The sequence below is a fragment of the Dyella sp. A6 genome (assembly GCF_036320485.1).
Classification (GTDB): domain Bacteria; phylum Pseudomonadota; class Gammaproteobacteria; order Xanthomonadales; family Rhodanobacteraceae; genus Rhodanobacter_A; species Rhodanobacter_A aluminiiresistens.
In genome coordinates this window covers 1,213,430-1,235,486 of sequence record NZ_CP132911.1, presented here as the reverse complement: position 1 = coordinate 1,235,486, position 22,057 = coordinate 1,213,430, and the positions used below count along the sequence as shown (strand labels likewise).

At 62.5% G+C, this 22,057-nt stretch carries 17 protein-coding genes; 3 read left to right on the top strand and 14 right to left on the bottom strand.

The features are described 5' to 3' along the window. Positions 1-103: 103 nt before the first annotated feature. The gene (locus RA164_RS05320; RefSeq protein ID WP_329742927.1) at positions 104-1,024 is read left to right on the top strand and encodes a LysR family transcriptional regulator; all 921 of its coding nucleotides are present in this window, start codon (positions 104-106) and stop codon (positions 1,022-1,024) included. Positions 1,025-1,203: 179 nt separating this feature from the next. Here the strand turns inward: RA164_RS05320 and RA164_RS05315 are convergent, their stop codons facing one another. The 5 genes from RA164_RS05315 to RA164_RS05295 all read right to left on the bottom strand — a co-directional run bounded on the left by RA164_RS05315 (position 1,204) and on the right by RA164_RS05295 (position 6,470). After that, positions 1,204-2,442 carry a low temperature requirement protein A gene (locus RA164_RS05315; RefSeq protein ID WP_329742926.1) on the bottom strand — a complete coding sequence of 413 codons (1,239 nt, stop codon included), beginning with the start codon at positions 2,440-2,442 and terminating at the stop codon, positions 1,204-1,206. A 129-nt stretch (positions 2,443-2,571) separates the two neighbouring features. Next, the gene (locus RA164_RS05310) at positions 2,572-3,660 is read right to left on the bottom strand and encodes an NADH:flavin oxidoreductase/NADH oxidase (RefSeq protein ID WP_329742925.1); all 1,089 of its coding nucleotides are present in this window, start codon (positions 3,658-3,660) and stop codon (positions 2,572-2,574) included. Positions 3,661-3,765: 105 nt separating this feature from the next. After that, positions 3,766-4,401 carry an SDR family oxidoreductase gene (locus RA164_RS05305; protein ID WP_329742924.1) on the bottom strand — a complete coding sequence of 212 codons (636 nt, stop codon included), beginning with the start codon at positions 4,399-4,401 and terminating at the stop codon, positions 3,766-3,768. A 125-nt stretch (positions 4,402-4,526) separates the two neighbouring features. Continuing rightward, a complete protein-coding gene (locus RA164_RS05300) occupies positions 4,527-5,492 on the bottom strand; it encodes an alpha/beta hydrolase (RefSeq protein WP_329743484.1) in 966 nt (321 codons plus the stop codon). Between the two features lie 21 nt (positions 5,493-5,513). Continuing rightward, positions 5,514-6,470, bottom strand: coding sequence for an alpha/beta hydrolase (locus RA164_RS05295; protein ID WP_329742923.1), 957 nt, complete (start codon positions 6,468-6,470; stop codon positions 5,514-5,516). Between the two features lie 184 nt (positions 6,471-6,654). Between RA164_RS05295 and RA164_RS05290 the strand changes: the two genes are divergently transcribed. Next, a complete protein-coding gene (locus RA164_RS05290) occupies positions 6,655-7,572 on the top strand; it encodes a LysR family transcriptional regulator (RefSeq protein WP_329742922.1) in 918 nt (305 codons plus the stop codon). 121 nt (positions 7,573-7,693) lie between these two features. Here RA164_RS05290 and RA164_RS05285 read toward each other — a convergent pair whose 3' ends face one another. From RA164_RS05285 to RA164_RS05270, 4 genes are all read right to left on the bottom strand, one after another. Beyond that, entirely contained in the window at positions 7,694-7,942 is a 249-nt protein-coding gene (locus RA164_RS05285; protein ID WP_329742921.1) for a hypothetical protein, read from the bottom strand. 292 nt (positions 7,943-8,234) lie between these two features. Further along, the gene (locus RA164_RS05280) at positions 8,235-8,609 is read right to left on the bottom strand and encodes a VOC family protein (RefSeq protein WP_329742920.1); all 375 of its coding nucleotides are present in this window, start codon (positions 8,607-8,609) and stop codon (positions 8,235-8,237) included. 173 nt (positions 8,610-8,782) lie between these two features. Beyond that, a complete protein-coding gene (locus RA164_RS05275) occupies positions 8,783-9,793 on the bottom strand; it encodes a YncE family protein (protein ID WP_329742919.1) in 1,011 nt (336 codons plus the stop codon). A 238-nt stretch (positions 9,794-10,031) separates the two neighbouring features. Beyond that, complete coding sequence (locus tag RA164_RS05270) at positions 10,032-10,433, bottom strand: VOC family protein (protein ID WP_329742918.1); 402 nt, start codon at positions 10,431-10,433, stop codon at positions 10,032-10,034. A 391-nt stretch (positions 10,434-10,824) separates the two neighbouring features. Between RA164_RS05270 and RA164_RS05265 the strand changes: the two genes are divergently transcribed. After that, positions 10,825-11,181, top strand: a complete 357-nt coding sequence (locus RA164_RS05265) for a DUF1428 domain-containing protein (protein WP_329742917.1) — start codon at positions 10,825-10,827, stop codon at positions 11,179-11,181. A gap of 191 nt (positions 11,182-11,372) precedes the next feature. Here the strand turns inward: RA164_RS05265 and RA164_RS05260 are convergent. The 5 genes from RA164_RS05260 to RA164_RS05240 form a co-directional block, all read right to left on the bottom strand. Continuing rightward, positions 11,373-12,481, bottom strand: a protein-coding gene (locus tag RA164_RS05260; RefSeq protein WP_329742895.1) for an IS3 family transposase whose coding sequence is annotated in 2 segments (ribosomal slippage) — positions 11,373-12,220 and positions 12,220-12,481 — 1,110 coding nt in all. Because the reading frame shifts where the segments join, the coding sequence is not laid out codon by codon here. Between the two features lie 905 nt (positions 12,482-13,386). Then, positions 13,387-15,240, bottom strand: a complete 1,854-nt coding sequence (locus RA164_RS05255) for a beta-galactosidase (RefSeq protein ID WP_329742916.1) — start codon at positions 15,238-15,240, stop codon at positions 13,387-13,389. Positions 15,241-15,288: 48 nt separating this feature from the next. Next, positions 15,289-16,773 (bottom strand): hypothetical protein, encoded by a 1,485-nt coding sequence (locus RA164_RS05250; RefSeq protein ID WP_329742915.1) that lies wholly within the window; start codon positions 16,771-16,773, stop codon positions 15,289-15,291. 51 nt (positions 16,774-16,824) lie between these two features. Next, positions 16,825-18,855, bottom strand: coding sequence for an alpha-galactosidase (locus RA164_RS05245; protein WP_329742914.1), 2,031 nt, complete (start codon positions 18,853-18,855; stop codon positions 16,825-16,827). Between the two features lie 143 nt (positions 18,856-18,998). Further along, entirely contained in the window at positions 18,999-22,040 is a 3,042-nt protein-coding gene (locus RA164_RS05240) for a TonB-dependent receptor (protein ID WP_329742913.1), read from the bottom strand. Between the last annotated feature and the right edge of the window lie 17 nt (positions 22,041-22,057).

Here is a 22,057-nt window from a genome sequence, read left to right as displayed (position 1 = left end):
GCTAGCCAACCTTGGCTAGGTCCATAGAGACTACGCGCCTCTTTGAGTCGCAAAAAGGCGGCATTTAACACATCAGTAGTAAGCACATCTTTACAATCAGAGAGTGGACTCCTCTCTACTGCCATCCCTTGCCTGGTTCACCCGCATCGCCCACCACCGCAGCTTTACCCGGGCGGCCGAGGAGATGGGCGTGTCACGCGCCGCACTCTCGCAAAACCTGAAGGCGCTGGAGAAGCAGCTCGGCGTCAAGCTGCTGTATCGCACGACGCGCAATATGTCGCTGACCGAGGCCGGTCAGCATCTGTTCGATACCCTGCAGCCCAGACTGGGCGAAATCGAACACTCTGTCAGAAACCTGGGTGACATCGCCGGAACGCCATCCGGCCTGATCCGGGTCAATACCTCTCGCATGGCCGCCAAGGCCCTGATCGAACCTCACTTGCCCGAGTTTTATGCGCGCTATCCAAAGGTCAGGCTGGAGCTGGTCATGGCCGAGCCTCTGTCTAACATCATCGCCGACGGTTGCGATGCAGGCATCCGCCTGGGTCGCAGCCTGGCGGATCATGTGGTCGCCGTGCCGATCACTCCGGTCTTGTCGATGGCCGTGGTGGGAACACCCGCGTACTTCGAGCGCCATGGCGTACCCAAAACGCCGGCCGACCTGGTGCATCACAACTGCATCAACTACCGGTATTCCGGCAATGGCGCGATCCACGACTGGGATTTCAACGAGTCCGGCAAGCATGGGCTTCATTTCACACAGGCCGTGACCGGAAACCTGATCACCAACGATGATGAGGGCATGACCCGAGCCGCGCTTCAAGGTCTCGGGCTCATCCAGAACATCGACATCGCGATCCACGAGCACCTGTCTGAGGGGCGCCTGGTCCGCGCACTACGCGATTGGACCTACACTCAAGCCGGCTTCTACCTCTACACGCATACGCGCGAGCAGATGCCTTCGAAAGTACGGGCGCTCATGGACTTTCTCGTTGAAAAGCGGGAAGCGATCGAGCTCGTTTAGGTCCTGCCGCCTAGCAGATTGTCGGGAGCCGACACTTGGTCATGGAACAACGCCATTGCGCGTTGGCCATCCGCACTGGTTTGTCGTGATGGCTGCCAGGTTGGCGCCACCCGCAAAGGATGACCTGTGGCGATCATTCGTCGTGCTCAAGCCTTCCACCAGGTCACGGCCATATGGGCTCAGCGAAGTGTCTGGTGGCGGTACCCATACACTTCGTACCCGATGACCGATATGGCTGGCGCGAGAGCCACAATCACGAGACATGTCGCGACATCGAACCCCTGGCTAGCCGCGAACGTTGCCACCACGAGAGTCGCAAGTGTCGCCAGGAGAAGGAACGCTCGATACAAAGCAAATCGCCGCGTCAGATAGAAATGGAGCATGTAGGCGAGGCCGATGAAGACGGCAACAGGCACAGCGAGATAAAGCACCACAGCCAAGTCGCCGATCGCTGCTTTGCCTTCAATGTAGTAGGCAGCAATGTGCATCCCTGCCCCCATAGCAACAATCGCAGCGACCATGATGATTTGCACATATCCCCACGTGAAGGCACGTGATCTCTTGGCATGCAAAGCGGGTGCAGAGGGTATGAGGTAGTAGAGCCACCAAATGCCGAACGTAAGGCCCATGCCCGCGACGCACAGCAATACCGCATCCTGTGTCCATCCGTGCGACTGGATGACCGCAGAAATGGCCGCAACGGTTCCAACGACACCCTCACCTAGCGCGATCAGGATGAACAGACTGTAGCGTTCTGCCATGTGATGTGCATGCCAGGGCGTTCCACCGTCCTTCCGCTCGGCCATCGCCGGCGCCGCAAACTCGATCAGCCACAGGACGATAACGATTGCCGCGCCTTCCAAAGGAGTCTTTTCAACAAAAATCATTCCCACCCAGCCGAGCTGGGCGATGAAGATGGTTAATGCGTAGGTGAGACATGCGCGCCGGTGGATCGGGTCCTGGCGGGCCGCGCGTAGCCACTGGAAGACCATCGCGGCGCGCATGACCACATAGCCGTAGACCATGAGATCAACGTTCAGATGGAGTCCGTGTTCGATCGAGTCAAACATCGGAGGAAGGCCGATCGCGAGTATCAGGACGCCTGCCATCTGCACCATCGTGGCGACGCGGAACACCCAGTCATCCGTGTCGTAAGCCGACGAGAACCAGGAGAAGTTGACCCAGGCCCAACAGATCACCAGCGCGGCAAAAGCGAAGCCGAATAGCCCTCCGCCAACGTGTCCCGCTGCGGTCTCATGAGCAAACCTGGCAGCGGCGAGTCCGAAACTTGTCGCGAATGTCAGATCGAACAGCAGTTCAAGCGGCGTCGCTACCCGATGGTGTTCCAACGGGTCCCTACCACTCATGCGCAAAGGATGATGATGGACTCCGGGTCTCTCGGTGGGCGGGTGATTCATAGAGAGCATATTCGCTCAGACCGGGCACTAGTTGAAGATGCGTCCGGTTCATCACCAATCCATGGGGTTCCCCACCCAGTCAGCGCACATGCCGCAAAGGCCATATGCGGTATCCGATCGGCAAACGGGTTACCAGTTCTGCAACCAGTGCGCGTAGGAAGCGGGTAAGACCCAATCGGGGCGTTCCTTATCGAGTGCTTTCGCCGCCAGCCGAGGCCAGTGCGGGTTAGCCAGCAGGGTCCGCCCAAACAGGAGCAGGTCGGCCTTGCCTTCCCGAACAAAGTTGTCCGCTGCCTTGGCGTCAGTGATCAACCAACTTGTGGTCACCGGAAGGCCTACCTCGTTGCGCACGATTTCCGCATAGGGCACGAGAAGGTTTGGGCTCCAGGGAACAGGCTCACCGGGTGTCGAAAGACTCAACGAGAGGTCAACGAGGTCAAGCCCGGCATCCTTCATAAGCCGCAGGGCGAACACGGTTTCCTCGAACGCTTCCGTTTCCTGCTCGCCAAATTCCGTGGTGCCGATGCGGACGCTGAGCGGGAGGGGTTCCGGCCAGACCGCACGAACGGCCGCGACGGTTTCGACAAGAAAGCGCGCCCGATTCACCAGGGAGCCGCCGTAACGATCCGTACGCACGTTGGACGATCGCGACAGGAAACTCTGACCGAGAAAGCCGTGTGCGAAATGCAGTTCCAGCCACTGGAATCCGGCCATCGCGGCGCGGCGCGCCGCGTCAACGAAATCCCGCTGGGTTTGCTCGATGTCCTGCAAGCTCATTTCCCGCGGCACGTGAGAAGAGCCAGGCATGTACGGCACTGAGCTCGGTGCGATCGGTTGCCAAGCCTGCGGATCCGATGCATCCAGCGGCGCGCCACCGTCCCAGGGGCGAGCACACCCCGCCTTACGGCCGGCGTGCGCGAGCTGAATTCCAGGCACTGCACCGCCTTCCTTGATGACTTGCGCGATGGAGGCCAAGCCTTCCATCTGCTCGTCTCGCCATAGGCCAAGGTCACCCGGAGTGATTCGCCCCTCCGACGACACGGCGGTCGCTTCGACGACCACCAATCCCGCACCGCCCCGGGCCAGCATGGCGTAATGGGGAACATGCCAGTTGCTGACGAAGCCGTCCTCGGCGGCGTATTGACACATCGGCGGGGCACCGATGCGGTTGCGCAAAGTGACACCCTTGATCTGGAAGGGCGAAAAGAGAGCAGTCATGACAATACCTCTTGGTGGCAAAGGCTCACCGCGATAAATGGTGGAGACCAGCGTGTCTGGCGTGTCCAGATGTCCGCTTCCGAGCTAGGGGCTTGTGAGCAGGTGTCAGACGAATACAGGGCGATCCGCGTCGGTGCCCGGCTTGTTCACGCCGACGCTTTCGCAGGACAACAGCTCGGGCGAGAGCACGATGTCGGCGACAAGGGCCGCTACGCTCTTCCGGGATACTTCGGTGCCTTTGAAGAGCTCGTTTTTTCGGGTCAATTCGTAGTCAACTTCATCGGTGTCGGTTAGCCAGGCAGCTCGAAGGACCGTGTAATCCAGCCCGGACGCCTCTAGCAAGTCAGCGGCTCTCCGGTAGGGGCCCAGGTAGGGACCTATCTCGCGACGATTCCACTCGCCAAACTTCCCTGGCACTTCGTCATAGATGCCAAGGGAAGCCACGAAGACAATCCGCTTCACGCCGGCCGCTTCCATGGCGGTCACTGTGCGCTTCATCTGGAGATCGACGCGGCCCGCCAGGTTGACGTAGACGATGTCCTGGCCTGCCATGGCCTCGTCCAACTGCTCCTCGTCCATCACGTCACCCTGCATCACCCGGGAATTGAGTGGAGGCTTGTGCAACAGCTTGCGGGGATGACGGAGAAACAGTGTGAGCTCGATGCCGGTCCGGTTCGCGAGCATCTCGATCGCCCGCTGGGCGATCTGTCCCCCGGCGCCGAGAATCAGGACCCTGGTCATGTGATTCACCATCTGGAGATTCGGGCCACCTTCCCAAGGGAGGCGAGATGTTCCGCGTTCCCGATGGGACAGCAGCGGGGCTTTCAGCGCGCCGCGTGCGGCCCCATCGGGTCGACGGATGCTTGTTACAGGTTGGCCTGGAAGAACGTGCCCAGCTCCGAGGACGCCTCGTCCACGTAGTTCGGCACGTCGTACAGCGACATGTGGTTGGCGCCGTCGATCACGTGGAACCGCTTGTTCTGGCTGGCGGCACGGGCGAACAGGTCGTCGCTCATCCACTTGCTGCCCGCCACGCTGCCGGCGATCACCAACAACGGCTGGGTGAGGAAAGCCTCGGCCTTGTGGTAGGCGTCGTAGGTGATGATCTGGTTGAGGCTGCGGGCGGTCGCATAACCCGGCGCGGTCGAGTACATGCAGCGCGGCGTGTGGTAGTACTCCCAGGCCTCTTCCAGCTCCTTGTTGGGAGCATCTTCCTGGCGTAGCGGGGCCAGCGGGATCTGCACGATGTCCGCCCCGTTCGCTTCCGCGGTACGCGCCTCGGAGCCGCCCTGCAGCGCGGGGGTCGCATCCGCATCCTTGATGTTGTTGTCCCAGCCGTTGCGGAACATCTGACCGATGTTCACCGCGCTGACCGTGGCCATGGCCTTGATGCGACGGTCGTTGATCGCCGCATTGGCGGTGTAGCCACCGCCGGCGCAGATGCCCATCGCGCCGATGCGCTGCTTGTCCACGTAGGGCAGCGTGGTGAGGTAGTCGATCACCGCGCTGATGTCCTCGGTGCGAACGTACGGGTTCTCGAGCTGGCGCGGTTCGCCGGTGCTCTCGCCCTGGTAGGACGCATCGAAGGCGATGGAGACAAAGCCCTGCCCGGCCAGCTTGCCTGCATACAGGCCCGCGGTCTGCTCCTTCACGCCGCCGCCGGGGTGGGCGACCACGATCGCGGGATAGGTACGCGACGCGTCGAAGTTCGGCGGGAAGTTGATGATGGCCGACAAGGTGATGCCAGCGCCGTTGGCGTTGTTGATGCTGATCTTGTTCATGACGTTTGAATTCCTGGATATCGCCCCCGCGTAGGAGGCACTGGTGGTTATTGGATGGGCTGTCAGCCCATATCAGTGCGTGGCGGTCTGCACACTCGTGCTGGCGCCAAGATGCTTCTTGAAGAAGGGGATCATTTTCTCGAGTGCCTGACGCACGGGCTCGGGCTGGTCATAGAGCTCGTAATGCGAGGCCCCCGGTACGACCACCATTTCCTTGTCCTTCGACGCTGCCCGGCCGTAGATCTCCATGCCATCGCGATAGGCGCCGAACCCGCCCGGCTGGTCGCCAAAGATGACGATCATGGGAGTGGTCAGAAGCGTCTCCGCCAGATGGAAGGCATCCCAACCGATCGCCGACGGGCTGTGCGAGAACAGTGCGCGCGTGCCGGCGTTGTCGTTGACGCAGCGGTTACGGTAGTAGTCGGTGGCACCCAGAACGTCGATATCAGTCACCCCGGCGGCCTTGGCTGCATCCATCGACAGCGGGACGAACACGTCGACCTTCGGCGCCTCGCCGCGTGCTTCGGCAGTGCGCTGCTGGCCCATCGCCTCCATCTGACCGATCGGGTCGAAGCCGCTGAAGCCCTCGCGGAACAGACGCCCGTAGTTGACGCCCGTGACACTTGCGAGTGCCTTGATTCGGCGCTCGGTCATGGTGGCGTTGATGGCGTAACCACCGGCACCGCAGATGCCCACCACGCCGATACGATCGGCGTCGACGTAAGGCAGCGTCACCGCGTAGTCCACGACATGGCGGAAGTCCTCGACGGCCAACGCCGGATCTTCGATGTAGCGCGCTTCACCGCCACTGGAACCCTGGGTGCTACGGTCGAAGGCGATGACCACGAATCCGGCTTCGGCCAATGCCTTGCCGTAGACGTTGCCTGCAGCCTGTTCTTTGCAGCTGCCGATCGGGTGCGCGGTAATGACGGCGGGATACTTCCGCTTGTCGTCGAAATTCGGCGGGAAGTGGATGTCCGCAGCGATGTCCCAATACATGTCGCGGTTGCGGAAGCTCACGGTTTTCATAGGAATGACCTCGCTGGTAAAGGATCTGGGACTGAGGCGCCCCAGTTTTGCTGGGTGCCGGAGGACTGCCGGGCTTCTTGACCTCGGCGGTCTCCGTTGGGGTGGGCGAACTGTAGGCCGATGATTGGGATGGAAAAAGCGGTCAATATTGACCACAGTGGTAATCATGGATTACCAATAGGCCATGGATCCCTCCCTGCTCCCATCCCTGGCCTGGTTCGCGCACATCGCCCGGCATCGCAGCTTCACGAAGGCGGCTGCGGAGATGGGGGTGTCGCGGCCCGCGCTATCGCAGAGCCTGAAGACGCTTGAACGCCAGCTCGGTGTGAAGCTGATCTATCGCACGACGCGCGACATGTCGCTGACCGAAGAGGGGCAGCATCTGTACGACGCGATTCGTCCTTCGCTGGGCTCGATCGAGCGCGCGGTGCGCAGCCTGGGTGAGCTGGCTGGTGAACCGACCGGACTGCTTCGCGTGAATGCACCCAGGATCGCCACCAAGGCGCTGATCGAGCCGCACCTTGCCGAGTTCCTCGGTCGCTACCCGCAGGTCCGGCTGGAGCTGGAGATGGACGACGGCCTCTCCAACATCATCGCCGACGGCTGCGATGCAGGCATTCGTCTTGGCGAAAGCCTCGCGGCGCATATGGTGGCCGTGCCGATCACGGCCATGCTGTCGATGGCGGTGGTCGCCAGCCCCGATTACCTGGCGAGACGCGGCACACCGGTCACTCCCGAGGACCTCGTCCGGCACAACTGCATCGGCTATCGGCATACATCGAGTGGCGCGCTGTTCGATTGGGAGTTCACCTCACCCGAGATCGAGGGCCATGACCTCGCGTTCGAACCTTCGGGCAACTTCGTTTCCAACGACGATGAGGAAACCATCCAGGCAGCGCTGCAAGGCGTCGGGTTGGTGCAGCATATGGATTTCTCGGTACGGAAGTACCTGGATAACGGTTCGCTGGTCCGTGTCCTGCAAGACTGGTGCAAGCCGTTCCCGGGGTTCTATCTCTACGTGCCGAGCCGCGAGCAGATGCCGTCGAAGGTCCGCGCACTCATGGACTTTCTGGTCGAGAAGCGGGAATCGGTGAGGGTGTAAAGGGCCGCCCGCGCGGCCAAGTACCGGAACTCATTTACTGATACCTCCGCAGAGCTTGTAGCAGGCTACCGGCATCCAGTCGCTTCTTTGAGTGACTGCTTTGGGCATCGGAAGCTGAAGCTTACCCGTTGTTGCCGCGAAACCAGGAAGTCGCAACGATGAAGTTGCGCGCATCTTCAGGCGAAGCAAAGGGACCGACCAAATCGCCCGCGTGTCTATTCACGAACGAAGTGCCTTCGAGCCATTCCCGCTCGTCGAGATAGGTCTCACCGTTGCGGAACTCCAGGACCTCTGCGGCGCGCTTTCCGTCCGCGCTGTAGAGCGTGAAGGCGCTGCGGTATTCCTGTCCTTGTAGTGAAGACTTGGTCATGCCTCACTTCGCCTCTCGTCACACGCTGTTTGCCTGACGGAACTCACCCCAATCCACCAGAAACTAATGCACCCTCGCCGAACGGTCCGCATTGTCGTTTCCGGCACCACGAAAGGATACCGCCAGGCACCAGCAGCCCGATCCAGCCGTCCTTATCAGCATCAGCATGCTGATCAAGCATTGCCGGAATACAAGCCCACCATTACCGGCATCCGTATCCATGATGTTGTGCTTTGCGTTATCACTTGCACGAAATCGCACCGATACGCGCATCTCACCGGGTCAGTGCACTTCAGCCGCCTGGTTCAAGCTCCACGCCGACGGTATCCAGCTCGAACAGGTGGTTGTCGAAGTCCTGGAAGTAGAGTGCCGTGTCCGACCGGGCCAGCTGGTATGCATGCCCTATGGCGCGCAGCTTTTCCGCGACTTCGCTCAACGTGGAGGGCGACACCAGGAACGCCATGTGATCGCCCGTCAGCGGGCGCTCGACGTCGGCCTGCACCAGGGCAAACCATGTCTCACCCAGGCGCAGGAAATGTTCGTCGTGACCGTCTTCGTCGACGCGGCGAATGGCCTTCGCGCCAAACAGTTCGGCAAACAGCGATGCCGTGCGCAACGGGTCCCGGACAACCAGGGCGATATGGCTGAGCTTGCTGAGCATGTCCATGAAAATCTCCAGTGAACAGGGTCAGGTCGACGGTCTCTCCGATCTGTGGGCGACTCGATGTGGAGCGGCTCATGCCTTGCAGCCGTCCCGGTCCAGCATGGCGCTCAATCGTTCAATCCGCCGGGCACCATCGAGACGCCCGGCGGCTACCATGAGCACCCGGCAAACAGCCGTCAGCGGTCGTTGATCGCGAGGATCGCACCGGCACGCGGATCGCACACGAACACGTGGCCGTTGTTGTCGTCGGCGACGCAGTGCGCGTGCGGCGCGGTCTTGTAAAGCGCCACCGGCTTCAGCGCACCCGAGGCGGCCACATCGAAGATGGTGAAGGTGGCTGCCCTTGCGCTGGGCACGTACAGGTGATGCAGCTTCGAGCTGTAGCGGATGATGTCGATGCCAGCACCGGCGGGTGCGCTCGCCAGCACCTTGCCATGTTCGGCCGGCGCCAGCGTCACCACCTTGCCTTCGCCGCAGGCGACAAATACGTGGTCATGGGCGTGGTCGATGGCCAGGCCGTTGGAACCCTTGCAGGTGTTCGGCCACTCGGCGAGCACCTTGTGCGTGGTGAGCTCCATCTCCACCGTCTTGTTCTTCCACAGGTTCGAATAGGCCCGGTTGCGCGGATTGTCGATCTCCAGCGACTCCGGCCCGCCCTTGACCGGAATCACCGTTGCCGGCGTCAGCTCGGGCTTGGGACCAAGTGCCAGCTTGAATACCTGGATCTGCGCCTTGCCGGGCTCGCTTACCCAAATTTCATGGGTCCGTGCCACGTAGCGGACGTAGTCAGGCCCGCTCTGCAATGGGGTGCGCCCGATCACCGCATGCGTCTTCGGGTCGATCGTCACGATTTCGGCCGGGTCGTGATCGCTGGCGAACAGGTAGCCTTCGGCATACACCGCCGAAGTGGTGCCTTCGCGGAATGATTTGACCTTCGGCGCTGCACTGATACCCGGAATGACGGTCAATGCATGCGTTGCCGGGTCCATCAGGACCAGGTTGCCGGTGGTGCCCGCCGGCACCGTGACGCGACCGAGCTGCGTGGCGTAACCGATGTCGTCGAAGCCGATGCCATGCGCGCCGCCGGGCATCTTGATGACCGCATTGGGTGCGCGTGGCACGGATGCCGCAGAGACGGCAAAAGGTGCCGCCGTGGTCAGCAGGATCAGGGAAAGTAGCGCTTTCATGGCCGACCTCTTTTGGCTAGGAAGTGTGCAGGAACCCGAGTACAGCACCCTAGCGTAGTGGAACGCAGCGCCGCCCAAGTGTGCCTGTCGTCATCCGCCGCCACGTCACGGACGCGACTGGCAAGTGGACGGATCGCGCAGCCCCTACCCCGCCAATCTCCCCCGCTATCGTGCGCCGCCATCGCCCGGATACCGGGTTCGAACGATGGCCCTGCACACTCCGGGCCGGCCCTGCGCTCTACGCCGCCGACGCACCGGGCATGTGCAGCACACCCCAGCCATGACCGTCCAGGTCGACGAAACTATGCGAATACATGAAGCCCAGGTCCTCGGGCTCGTCGTAGGTGGTGCCGCCCGCGGCAAGCGCCCTGGCGACGAGGCTGTCGACCTCTTCGCGGCTCGTGCAGCTCAGCGAGAACAGCGCCTCGACCGACTTGCTAGTGTCGCAGACGGCCTTGGGTGTGAAGTCACGGAACTTGGCATGGGTGAGCAGCATGACCGCGATCGTGTCGCTGACGACGATGCATGTGCCATCGTCGTTCGAGAACTGCGGGTTGCGCGCGAAGCCCAGCGCCTCGAAAAAAGCCGTGGATTTCGACAGGTCCGCGACCGGTAGGCTGATGAATATCTGTCTGCTCATGCGTGACTCCTTGATGATGCCTTTCGGGTTTCGACGGGATGGCGCCAAGCTCATGCACACGAGCCGGCGCCCAATTGCAGACAATTCATGCAGTCTGCCCGGGAACAACGAACGACACCATCGGAATTCGACAGACCCGAGGCTTTTCGATACCCGGGTACACACCCGGCAGTTGCCGCAGCCGGTCCGACCTGCGCGCACCGAGTTAATTGCATCACCCAACCAATCAGCACCGATCAGATCGCCGCCCGATATGATCAGCCTGTGACCAGCAGCGACCGACCCGTAGCGGACAGCTTCTCAAGAGGCCCCGTGTCGATCCCGTAGGCGCTGATTCGTCGCGCGCATGAAGCTGACCAAACCGGCCACGTTTCACGCCAAGGAGACAATCATGTCCTACATCGATGGTTTCGTGATCGCCGTACCCAACGCCAACCGCGAGAAGTTTATCGAGCACGCCCGCACCTTTGACGCTATTTTCGTGGAGTACGGCGCTATCCGGGTGGTGGAGTGCTGGGGCGACAACGTGCCCGATGGCACGCTCACCGACTTTCGCCGCGCTGTGCAGGCGACGCAGGATGAATCCGTGGTGTTTTCCTGGGTCGAGTGGCCCGACAAGGCCGTTCGCGATGCCGGCATGGCGAAATTTATGCAAGATCCGCGCATGGAAGCCGCCGCTGACTGTCCTTTCGATGGCAAGCGCATGATCTTTGGCGGCTTCAAGTCAGTGGTCAGCCTTCCTGGCTAGGGAGGCTGGCATCCGCCTCACGCAGGAAGACGATGATCTGTTCTTCGGAAAAGCGCTTCTTCACGTCCAATCTCCTTCGGTTGGGGGATTGGACTCCAAACGGCCGTGCTACTCAAAACCGGGGGGGACGTCGGGTGGAGAGGGCTTTGCGGCCTCCTCAGCGCCATGTCGATCTGTCGACTCCCCGTAAATCAGTGCCAAGCTAAATTAGAGGTTGCCGGGTCGTTCTGAAGTCGGAATTCGACGGGCGTGAGCCCGTCGAGGCTGTCGTGGGGAATCTCGTTGTTGTAGTCGGCCAGCCACCGTTCCGCGTGCTCACGTACTTCGGTGAGCGTGCGGAAGATGTACATGTCGAGCACGCCACGGCGGAAGCTGCCGTTGAAACGCTCGATGAAGCCGTTTTGCATGGGCCTGCCGGGCTCGATGAAGTCCAGAGTGATGCCTTTGCGCTCGGCCCATTCGGCCAGCGCCAGTGCGATGAATTCCGGCCCGTTGTCCAGGCGAAGCTTGGCCGGATAGCCGCGCCAGGCCGCAATCCGCTCCAGCGTGCGGATGACACGCGTGGCGGGCAGGTTGAGGTCGACCTCGACGGCCAGTGCTTCGCGACTGAAGTCGTCAATCACGTTGAACGTCCGGAAGCGCCGCCCATCCCACAGGGCGTCGGACATGAAGTCGATCGACCAACTAGCGTTGATCTGCTCGCCAGCCGCCAAGGGCATCGGATGCCGGTTCGGTACACGCTTCTTGCCGCGTCGGCGGCGATTGAGTTGCATCCGGCAATACACGCGCCACACCCTCTTGTGGTTCCACACCAGACCGCGGCGTCGAATCAGCTGAAACAGCTTGCCGAAGCCACGCTCAGGAAACCGTTCCGCCAGTTCAGCGAGCAGCGCAATCACTTCCTCGTCCCGATCCGGTCGGCGGCGGTAACGCGCCGTTGATCGCGACAAGCCCATCGCCAGACAGGCCCGGCGCTCGCTCCAGCCGTAGTGATTCATCAACCACGTCAGCAGCGGGCGCTTGTGCGCCGGGTCTACAACTTTTTTGCAATCAGATCCTTCAGCGCGTGGTTCTCCATCGCCAGCTCGGCATACATCCGCTTGAGCTTGGCGTGCTCCGCCTCGACGTCGCGCAGCCGCTGTATGTCGGACGCTTCCATCCCGCCGTACTTGGACTTCCACACGTAGTACGTGGCGTCCGATATGCCCAACTCGCGGCACACATCTTTGACCTGCCGACCGCCTTCGACCTGCTTCAGCGTCGCGACGATCTGACTTTCGGTGAACTTGCTCTTGCGCATCTTCGGTCTCCTTGGGGCTAGTTTGCCCGGAGACCTCCAGTTATGCCTGGATCAAGATTACGGGGAGTCGACAGATCCTGGCCGATGCCCTCCCCATGGACCTGGCTTTTGTCAGTGAGTGGCAAGAAGCTGTCGAAGCGGCTATGGCAGGTAAGGTGAATGCTCGAGTGGTGTTGCAGAAATGAGCCCCCTGTCTAACACTCGTCCTAGTGGACCCGCTTCGTCCTAGTGGACCCGCTTCGTCCTAGTGGACCCGCTGACGGGCGCCGCTTAACTCCTGATTAGGTGCTTCCGTGCCCCATGCGTCCCGCACCCTTGCATTGGCTGTGATTGCAACAGCTCTTCTTAGCTGTCATTCCGTACAAGTCAGTCAAACAGCTCACGATTTGCCTTGGAGCAGCATTCACTTACCGGGTATGCACTTATCATTGTTATCACCCAACAGGCCCGGTCATTCCGTAGATCTTCGGTTTTCAAAAAAATATCTTGCACTCGATATTTGTGATCATGACTACTGTACGAGTCCTTTGACCGTTTGGAAAATTGAAGGGAATCGTCTAAAGATTGGGTACGCCTCTGGAGAAGGAGAGGCATTAGTTGGTGCGTCAGACTCAAAGCTTGTCATGCGCGACAAAGACGGCGAGATCAGCACCTATGCAATTATCCACCCATAGCGCGCATCGCATTTAATTCGAGACGGACGCAAAGGATAACGGGTGATGCTCAAACGTCACCACACGCGTCACTCAACCTAGCCGTTGGCTGTCCGCTCATGGCCGATCTCTGCCTGTGACAACTGCCTCCTAAGCATCGGCAGGCTGATCACGATGGATCGGTACAGATGGTCAAACTGGTCGGTGTACGCACTGGTCCGGGGATAGCACCTCACGGACCGGTTCCAGCGCTCAGTCGTGCAGGCGCTCCACGCCCTGGATCGGCGCACCCTCGGTGCGATGCATGTCAAACACCAGCAGTTCGTTGCGGCCAGGCCGGAACCAGCTGGCCGGACAGTACAGCCGTTGCTGCGGGCCGATCGACCAGTAGCGCCCCAGCAGGTGGCCGTTGACCCACAGATAGCCCTTGTCCCACGCGCTCATGTCCAGGTAGCTGTCGCCGGGCTCGTCCAGCAGCAGCTCGGCCCTGAAGAACACGCCGGGGCGCCGGACCGGGTCGCGCAGCGGTTGCAGCGCCGCGATGTAGTGCGGCTCCAGCGACAGGCTGTAGGCCTGCCAGTCGCGCAGTTCACGGCCATCAATCTGCACGCTGCCGACGATGCCCTTGCGGTCGACCATGGCCTGGCCGTAGCCGATGTGGCCGAAGCTGTCGACCAGGATGTCGAGGGTGCCACCCTCCGCAGGCATGGCCAGCGGCCGCTCGCCCGGCAGGCCCGCCTTGCGCACGCGCGAGATGCGATCCAGGTAATGCCCGTCGTGGAACACGGTGGCATAGTCGCGCACGCCATCAATGGACAGATGGCCGCCACCGTCGAGCCGCTTGCGGTACATCACCATGCCGTGATCCTGCGCGAACAGCAGCTCGTTCGGCTGCGGTCGAGTCACCGCTTTCGGTGCGGGCAGGTTGTCCCACAGCGAGGCATGCGGCACGGCGGTAACCGCAGCGAAACGGATCGCCGGCGCCGCGTGCGGCACGTCTGGCAAGCGGTGGTCCGCATGCGGTGCCAGCAGTGCACGGAAGCGGTGGTAGGCGGGCGTCGCCACGCCGCGCTCGTCGATCGGCGCGCCGTAGTCGTAACTGGTGATCACCGGCTCGAAGTGCGAGTAATCGCCATGGGCGTTGGCACCCGCGCCGAAGCCGAAATTGGTACCGCCATGTACCACGTACAGGTTGAACGAGCGCCGCTCGGCAAGCAGCTGGCGCAAGGTGGCAATGAAGTCGTTGCCGGCGAAACTCTTGTCGCCCCAGTGCGTCAGCCAGCCGGGATAGCCTTCGCCCATCCACACCGGCATCTCGCCGGCGATCGCCTGGCCGCCGGCGAAATCGGTGTCGCCATCCAGGCCGAGCGCAGCGCCGGACAGATACGTGTGCTGCTTGCGGATCTGCCCCAGGCCATCGGAAATCGAGAACGGACCCTCCACGCCTCGCTCGCGCCACATCGAACGCAGCCGTTCGAGATACCCCAGGTCGTGGCCGAACGAAGCGTATTCGTTTTCCACCTGCACCATCAGCACCGGCCCGCCCCGGCTGGCCATCAACGGTGCGATGCGCGGCGCCAATGCGTCCATGTAGCGATGCACCGCAGCCATGTAGTGCGGATCGCGACGGTCGCGCACGCGGATGCCGGGCGTGCGCAGCAGATAAGGCGGCAGGCCGCCGTAATCCCACTCGCCACAGATGTAGGGACCCGGGCGCAGGTACACCCACATGCCCTCGTCCTGGCATAACCGTATGAAGCGCACGAAGTCACGGTTGCCGCTCTCGAAATCGAACTCGCCCGGTTCCCGCTCCAGCGCGTTCCACATCAGGTACAGCGATATGGTGTTGAGCCCCATCGCCCTGGCCATACGGATGCGGTGCCGCCAGTATTCGGCGGGAATGCGGATCGGGTGCATCTCGCCGCTGCGGATCCAGAATGGCTTGCCGTCGAGTAGGAATTGCCGGCCGGCCAGTTCGAAGCGATGCGCACGCCCGTCCGGCAGGGCTCGACTGTATGCCGGCGTCTCCGCCGCATGGGCCCGCTTCGCCGTGCCCAGCGCAAGCGGCGCAAGAACACTCAGTTGCAGGAAGGTTCGTCGTTGCAAGGGCCTGTCTCCCGTGACACGTGGGCCGCAGTTCGTCGTCGGCCAGGGCTATGCCCGCATGCGTTCCAGATACAACACCGCCGCACTGCCGTGCTTCACGTTCACATCCGGATGGTCGCCCATGCCGGCGACCGCCTGATGACCATGATCGTCGAGCACGATCTGCTCGCGATTGGTCAGCGCCGGAGCCGTCAGGCGCGTGATGCGCTGCAGCCGGTAACCGGGCATGCCGCGGATCGCGACGTCCGCGTCGCGATGCATGTCTTTGTTGATCAGCGCGACCATGTACGCATCGCCCCGCTGTGCCGCGTAAGCACGGAGGTTGGCACCGCCGCTGTCCAGCTGAAGCGGCAGGAAACGGGCACCGGCGAAACGTTGGGCCAGCTGCATGCCATAGAACAGCGGCTGCGGCTGGAAGCCCGTTACCAGGTCGCCCGCGATCGGCGCATAGCGCGAGGTAACCGCCATCCGCCGCAAGGTCAGGTCCGTCGCTTCGGGAGCATGCGCCGGCGTTGCCCGGTTCAGCGAAGTCTCCACCGAATGCAGGGTGCCGCCATGAAAGCAGATACCGGATACGCCGCGCTGTGCCAGCGCCAGCATGAAGTCCGCGCCCCACAATGCCGCCGCGAAGACATTGCTGACGCCATCGCGGCCACCCGAATAGTAGGAGTTCGCCTCGGTGAGATAGAACGGTCGCCGCACCGCATCGGCCACCTGCATGATCCGCTCGACTTGCGCGTAGAAACCGGGATCGCCCGACAGCATGTCGGGGATCGAACCTCTCGAAGCCGCGTCGCGGTAATAGTGGCGGCTCACCAGCACGTTGTCGCGGGCATAGCGCCTGGCATAGTCGATCACCCAGTCGGTGTTCGCTCCCGTGTCGGGGCCTCCCAGCGGCAGGCCGGCCTGGCTCAGCGCATGCGCGTACGGCAGCCACGCGGCGCGGAAAGCCGCGTCATCCGGCTCGTAATCGTTGGCCTCGTTGCCGATCTGGATGGCCAGCAGGTGACTACCCACAGCCTCGCGTACCGCGCGCCCCAGCTCCACCGCCATCGCCGGCACGCCGATGCGCAGGTTGACGCCGAACACCAGCTTCCAGCCGGTCGCATCGAGGAAGCCGCCCAGGCGGTGCAGCGATTCGGGATGCAGCACGTAGGTCGGGTTGGTTTTCGGACCGTACTTGCGTGGACGCGGTTCGGGCAGATGCCCACGGTAACCGCTCCATACCGTCGAGTCGCTGGTGTTGCCGCCAATGCGCAGCACGCCCTGCGGGTTGAGCTGCCGGAACAGCTCGACCAGTGGCCGGTTGTCGGCCGAGAAGAAGGCCGGATCGGACAACTGCAGGGTCTCGTAGCTGAGGCTGGCCAGCGCGCCGTCGGCACGACGGCCGACCGGCCCGGACCCCAGTCGCAACGTTGCCCGTGTCACCGCACCGCCCGCGCCCGGCACCGCTGAGCCGTTGCGCATCAGCGGTGCCACCAGCGGTAACCAGGCGGCAGCCTTGAGGAAGTTGCGGCGTGATGCGTCGGTCATGTCACGGTTCCTCGTCGGGTGTGTCGGCGCGGTGTCGGCGTTCGCTGCGACTTACGGTTTCGCCAGCGGAGTCAGCTCCAGCGTCAGCACTTCGAACGGCGCCAGGCGGATGGTGCCCGGATGGTCGGCGTCGAGCTGCTTCGGCACATTCCTGCCACCGCTCTTCCAGACATCACGCACGCTGAAGCGGCGTGCGGCGCCCGGCGGCAACTCGAGCTGGCGCTGCAGGTCGACCATCGCGAGCTGCGGCTTCGAGTCCGGGTTGCGCCAGGTGATGATGGCCTTCTTCGGCGACCACGCGGCCCAGCCGTACACATCCAGCCGACCCGGATCGCCACCGATCCAGTGTGAGTCGACCAGCACGTCCGCGTTGGCGCGCGACCACTTCGCGGCCTGCGCCAGGGTGTTCCAGTTCTGCGTGGTGAGCAGCGACGGGGTGATGTACATCTCCTGCAGCTGCGTGCCGGTGGCGAAGTACGAGTGCACTTCGTTGGCGAAGTCATGCCCCGGGTCGGTATTCAGACGCGGGTTCTTCTGCGCGTAGATGATGCCGTGGAGCATCAGCGAATTGATCGGAAACAGCGGCCCGGGCACCACGATGTTCTCGTAGGTCTGCTGGTCGCGGTAGGTGATCCACTGCTCGCGCCGGGTGCCCACGCCGGCATGCCAGTCGTCCTCGCCGCCGCGCCAGATCGAGTCGGCGTAGCGCAGCCAGAACGGCGAGGCCCAGGTACCGGTGGTGAGGTTGATGAAGGTGTTTGGCTTATCCTTGCGGATGTCCTCGATCAACTGGATCGCCGCCGCGAAATCGCTGTTGAACAGACTACCGGGAAACACGCTGTCGACATTGCCGGTACCGTCGAACTTGAACTGGTTGATGCCGTCCTTGTTGAGCAGGTTCATCACCACCTGGTGGAAGCGCTTGTAGTACTTGGGACCGGACAGCGCGAAACCATCCTTGATGATCTCGTAGCCCAGCTTGCGCCCGTTGGCGATGCGCTCATCATGCGGCTTGCCATAGCCACCCCAGGGCGACAACCAGATGCCGGGCGCGGCACCGTACTTGGCAGCCGCCTTGCGCAGCGGCACGAAGCCGTGCGGGAAGGCCTTGCTGAAATTCCAGCTGCCGCTGAGGTCATCCCAGCCGTCGTCGAACAGAAACGAATCCATCTTCACGCCGCGCTTCACCACCAGTTCGCGACCGAAGGTATTGATGCGGTTGAGCGCCTGGCGCTCGGTGTACGGCGTGAAATAGCCGATGTCGTACCACGAGTTGTAGTGCAGGAACGGCCGGTAAGGATGGGCACGCTCGCGCTCGATGTAGGTGGCGAAATCGCGCCGCAGCTGGCCCGGATGCGTTGCGCCGAACACCGCCGAATAGGTCACCGAATGCCCTTTGCGCAGCGGCAGGCTCTGGTCGATCCACAGGGTGATGCGCTTGTCCCAGACCTGACTGTCGGACAGCGGCTGCTCGAAGCCGAAATAGTCGTCCCCAGCCACCACCGGCGAGCCCTTGGTGGTGCCGTCCACGTCGGCATCGTCCGCATGCGTCTGCAGCAGTTCGATCTTCGCCAGGTGCTCGTCCTGCTTCAGCGCAGTGAACGTGACGATTTCGCGCAGGTAGTCCGAACCCTGCCGCTGGACCAGCTTCCAGTCCACCCGGAAACGGCCGCCGGCATCACCAAAGCTGGCCTCCACGGCTTTGCCGGGAAGGCGTGCCGCCAAGCGTGCAGCCTGGTGGTCGACCGGCAGCGACACCACCTTCGGCGCGCTCAGCAAGTGCATGTCGGCTGTCGTCAGCACCTGCTTGTCGGCCATCACCAGCGCAAACGGCTGCAACACGTCGAACGCGCGGTGATTGAGGCGATCCTCCACCGCCATGTGTGCAAGCACGCCGCCCTTCAGGCTCCATGTCGCGGCGACTGCCGCATTGCCGAAGCTCTGTTCGCCCGCGGTCCGGGCAAAGGTCGGCGCGGAACTCCCGGCATGCGCCAGCCCCAGCCCCGCCAATGCGAAGATCAGGCATGAAGCGATGCGGGCCGAAGACGACGGGAGACGAAAATCAAAATGCCAGGCGGACATGACGGCCTCTTGTAGTGACCAGTGACTTCATGGTGTCGACGTTGCCGCAGCATGGCGGCGGCGTCGACCCGTTCGAATATGCCGCCCGGCCGGACCGGGCGGCAATAGCGATACCAGGCGGCGACTATCGCCGCCTGCCGTGCTCAGTAGTCGTACGTGACGCCGAACCTCACGTAACGCGGCTGCTGCAGCACCATCGGCGTGCCGTACAGCGGGTTCATCGTGCCCGTGCTGTTTGAGTACAGCTCGGGCGACAGATTCAGCGCGGACTGGCCGTTGAACACGTTGAACACATCCAGACTGAAGGCCAGCTTGCGCTCGGCGAACGCCGGGCGGTAATGAACGCCCACGTCGAGCTGCTTGGTCCACGGCAGGCGGCCGGTCGCCCCCGGCGGAGACGGCATGCCGTTGCACCAGTGATAGAGCGAGCCATAACCGACCGGATCGTTGGTGGCGGTGTTCAGCGGATTGGCACCGTACAGGCCAAGGCAGTATTTCGGCCCGCCCGAAATCAGGCTCAGGTTGGCCGAGACCAGCCATGCCGGTGAGAGCTGGTAGTAGCCGTAGGCCTTGATCTGATTCGTGTGGTCGTTGCCCTGCGGCCCGTTCGAATTGACCATGATCGCCGGGAAATCCCAGTCGACGTTCTGGGTACCGCCGATCGCGCGGATGTTGGACTGGCCCTGGCCTTCGCTGTTGCCGTAGCTGCGCGAGAACACATAGTCGATCTTGCCGTACCAGCGTCCGTCGAACGGATGCTCGATGAAGGTTTCCAGCCCGTAGTACTTGCGCTTCGCATGCGGGAAGCCCATGTCGGCATTGCTCAGCGTCACGTTGTGGAACGCGCCACTCGGGTCCTGCACGGCAAAGGTATTGGCCTGCCCCGGATTGATGTAATAGCAGGTGGCATTGTTGACGTCGGTGATGCCTTCCGATGCCGCCTTGTTCACTACCGCCTGCGCGTCGCAGTAGTCGTCGATCACGTGGCGCAGGATGCGACGGGTGATCTTGGCGCCGTAGATCCAGTGCTTGCCAGCCGACTTGGTGAAGCCGAGGATGAACTCGTCCTGGTCCATCGCCTTGAGGCTGCGCGCCGTCATGGTGCGTGGATCGGGCGTCTGGCCGTAGGCACCGTCGGCCGACACCGGTGCGGAAACCTGGGTCAGGCCGGTCGGCGTACCGTCCGCGGCGATACCGCTGTAGGTGAAGTACTGCTGGGTCGAGACATAGCCGTTGGCAGGGTCGCCCGGGGCAATCGGCGAGCCCAGATAGTAGCGCCCGACGTTGCCGTAGACCTTGAACGTACTGTCGCCGAACACATCCCAGCTGAAGCCCAGACGGGGTGCCCACTGCGGCTTCGTCTGCCGCATATAGGCCTTTGCGCTGGCATTGGTGTTGGTGAAGCCGTCGTTGCGCAGACCCAGCGAGAGCAGCAGCCGGTCGTTGAACTGCCACTGGTCCTCGATGTACTCGGCCCGCTCGCTCGAGAACAGGTTGCCGCCCTGATTGAAGATATTCTTGCTGACGTAATAGCCGCTCGAGCCGTTGGCGTAGTTGTCCAGCGCGCCCACGCCCAGGCCGGCGACCAGCGGCTGGTTCGGATGGTCGGTATAGCCGTACGACCAGTAGTAGCCCGGACCGGAGGTCAGCTCGTCCTGGTCCCTCGCTGCCGTTTTCAGGTTGTCGATACCCGCCGTGATCGTGTGATCGCCCATCACGTACGTCAGTGCGACCCGCAGATTGGTCGTCACGAAGTTCATGCCCGGGTTGGTGATCTCGCTGACGGTCTGGTTGTTGGTGATCGGCGTGCCGCCGTTCAGCGCGGGATTCTGCGAGACATAGCCGGTGATGTAGGTCAGGTTGGGATCGTAATTGCCCGGCTCGCTGTAGCTGCGCGTCTTCATGCTGCCGTACATCGCCGTCAGCGTCAGCTTGTCGGTGATGTAGCTGGTGAACTTGGCCGACCACATGTCGCCGCCGTGCTTGGTGTTGTTCGCCAGCGCCTTGAAGCTGCCGTCGCCAAGGTTGTTGTAGTCGTAGTTGTAGATCGAACCGCTGGTCTCCAACTTCTCGGATGCACCCGTCAGCTCAAGCAGGTTGTTGTTGGTGATGTTCCAGTTGACCTTGGCGTACCACTTGGGAACCGTGTTCTTGTAGTGGGTGTCGGTGCCGGAGTTCACGCTGCCCACCGTGTTGCCCTGCTCCCGCGTCATCTCTGCCGAGGCGAAGAAGAACAGCCGGTTCTTGATCAGCGGTCCGCCGACATAGGCGTCGTACACCGACGTCCAGTGGTTGTTCTTGCTGTTGGGGTCGTACAGCCGACCGGCTACCGGCGTCGGCGGCAGGCCGTTCGCATAATAGGTATCGCGCTGGTTGGAGCGCAGCGCCGACGGCTCGTACAGCAGCTGCCCACCGAAGTGCCATTCGTTGGTGCCGCTCTTGCCGATCATGTTGAGCACGCCACCGTCGCTGCGTCCGTACTGCGCGCTGTAGCCGCCGGTGTAGACCTCTTCCTGGTCGATGGACCCGTACGGCAAGGTGATGCCGCCCTGCGAAAGGTTGGGGTCCGTGGTGTTGAAGCCGTTGATGTAATACGCGTTCTCGGTAGCCGACGAACCGCCGAAGCTGACCAGCGGCTCTCCCGTGGTACTGGCTGCGCCACCGGCACCTGCTGCGGCCGCCGGCGCCAGCAGAGCCGCCGCCTCCGCGGTGTGCCCCAATGGCAGCTTCGCCAACTGGTCGGCGGTGATGACCGTACGCGAGTCCACCGAGCTGACGTCGATCGGCGGCAGCGAGTTGGCGGTCACCGTCACGCCCGACAGCTGCGTCGCGTTCGCGGCACTCGCCGCGGGCGCCTGCTCGCTGAAAGAGACATCGACACCGACGCCGACACGCAGCAGCACATTGTCGCGATGCTGCACCACCTTGCCGTCACGCATCAGGCTCACCGAATACGTGCCGACCGGAAGCTGCGACGCGCTGTACTTGCCCTGGCTGTCGACACGGATGCTGCGCGACAGGCCGGCACGGTTGCTGACCACGACACTTTCGCCGGACTGCACAGGGACATGACCGTAGATGCTGCTAGTGGTCGACTGGCCATAGGCCGCGGTCGATGCCAGCAACAGACCGAGTGCCGAGGCCAGCCCGGTACGCCGCAGCGGAATGTTCTTGCCGAATCTCATATGCTCCCCTCTGACCG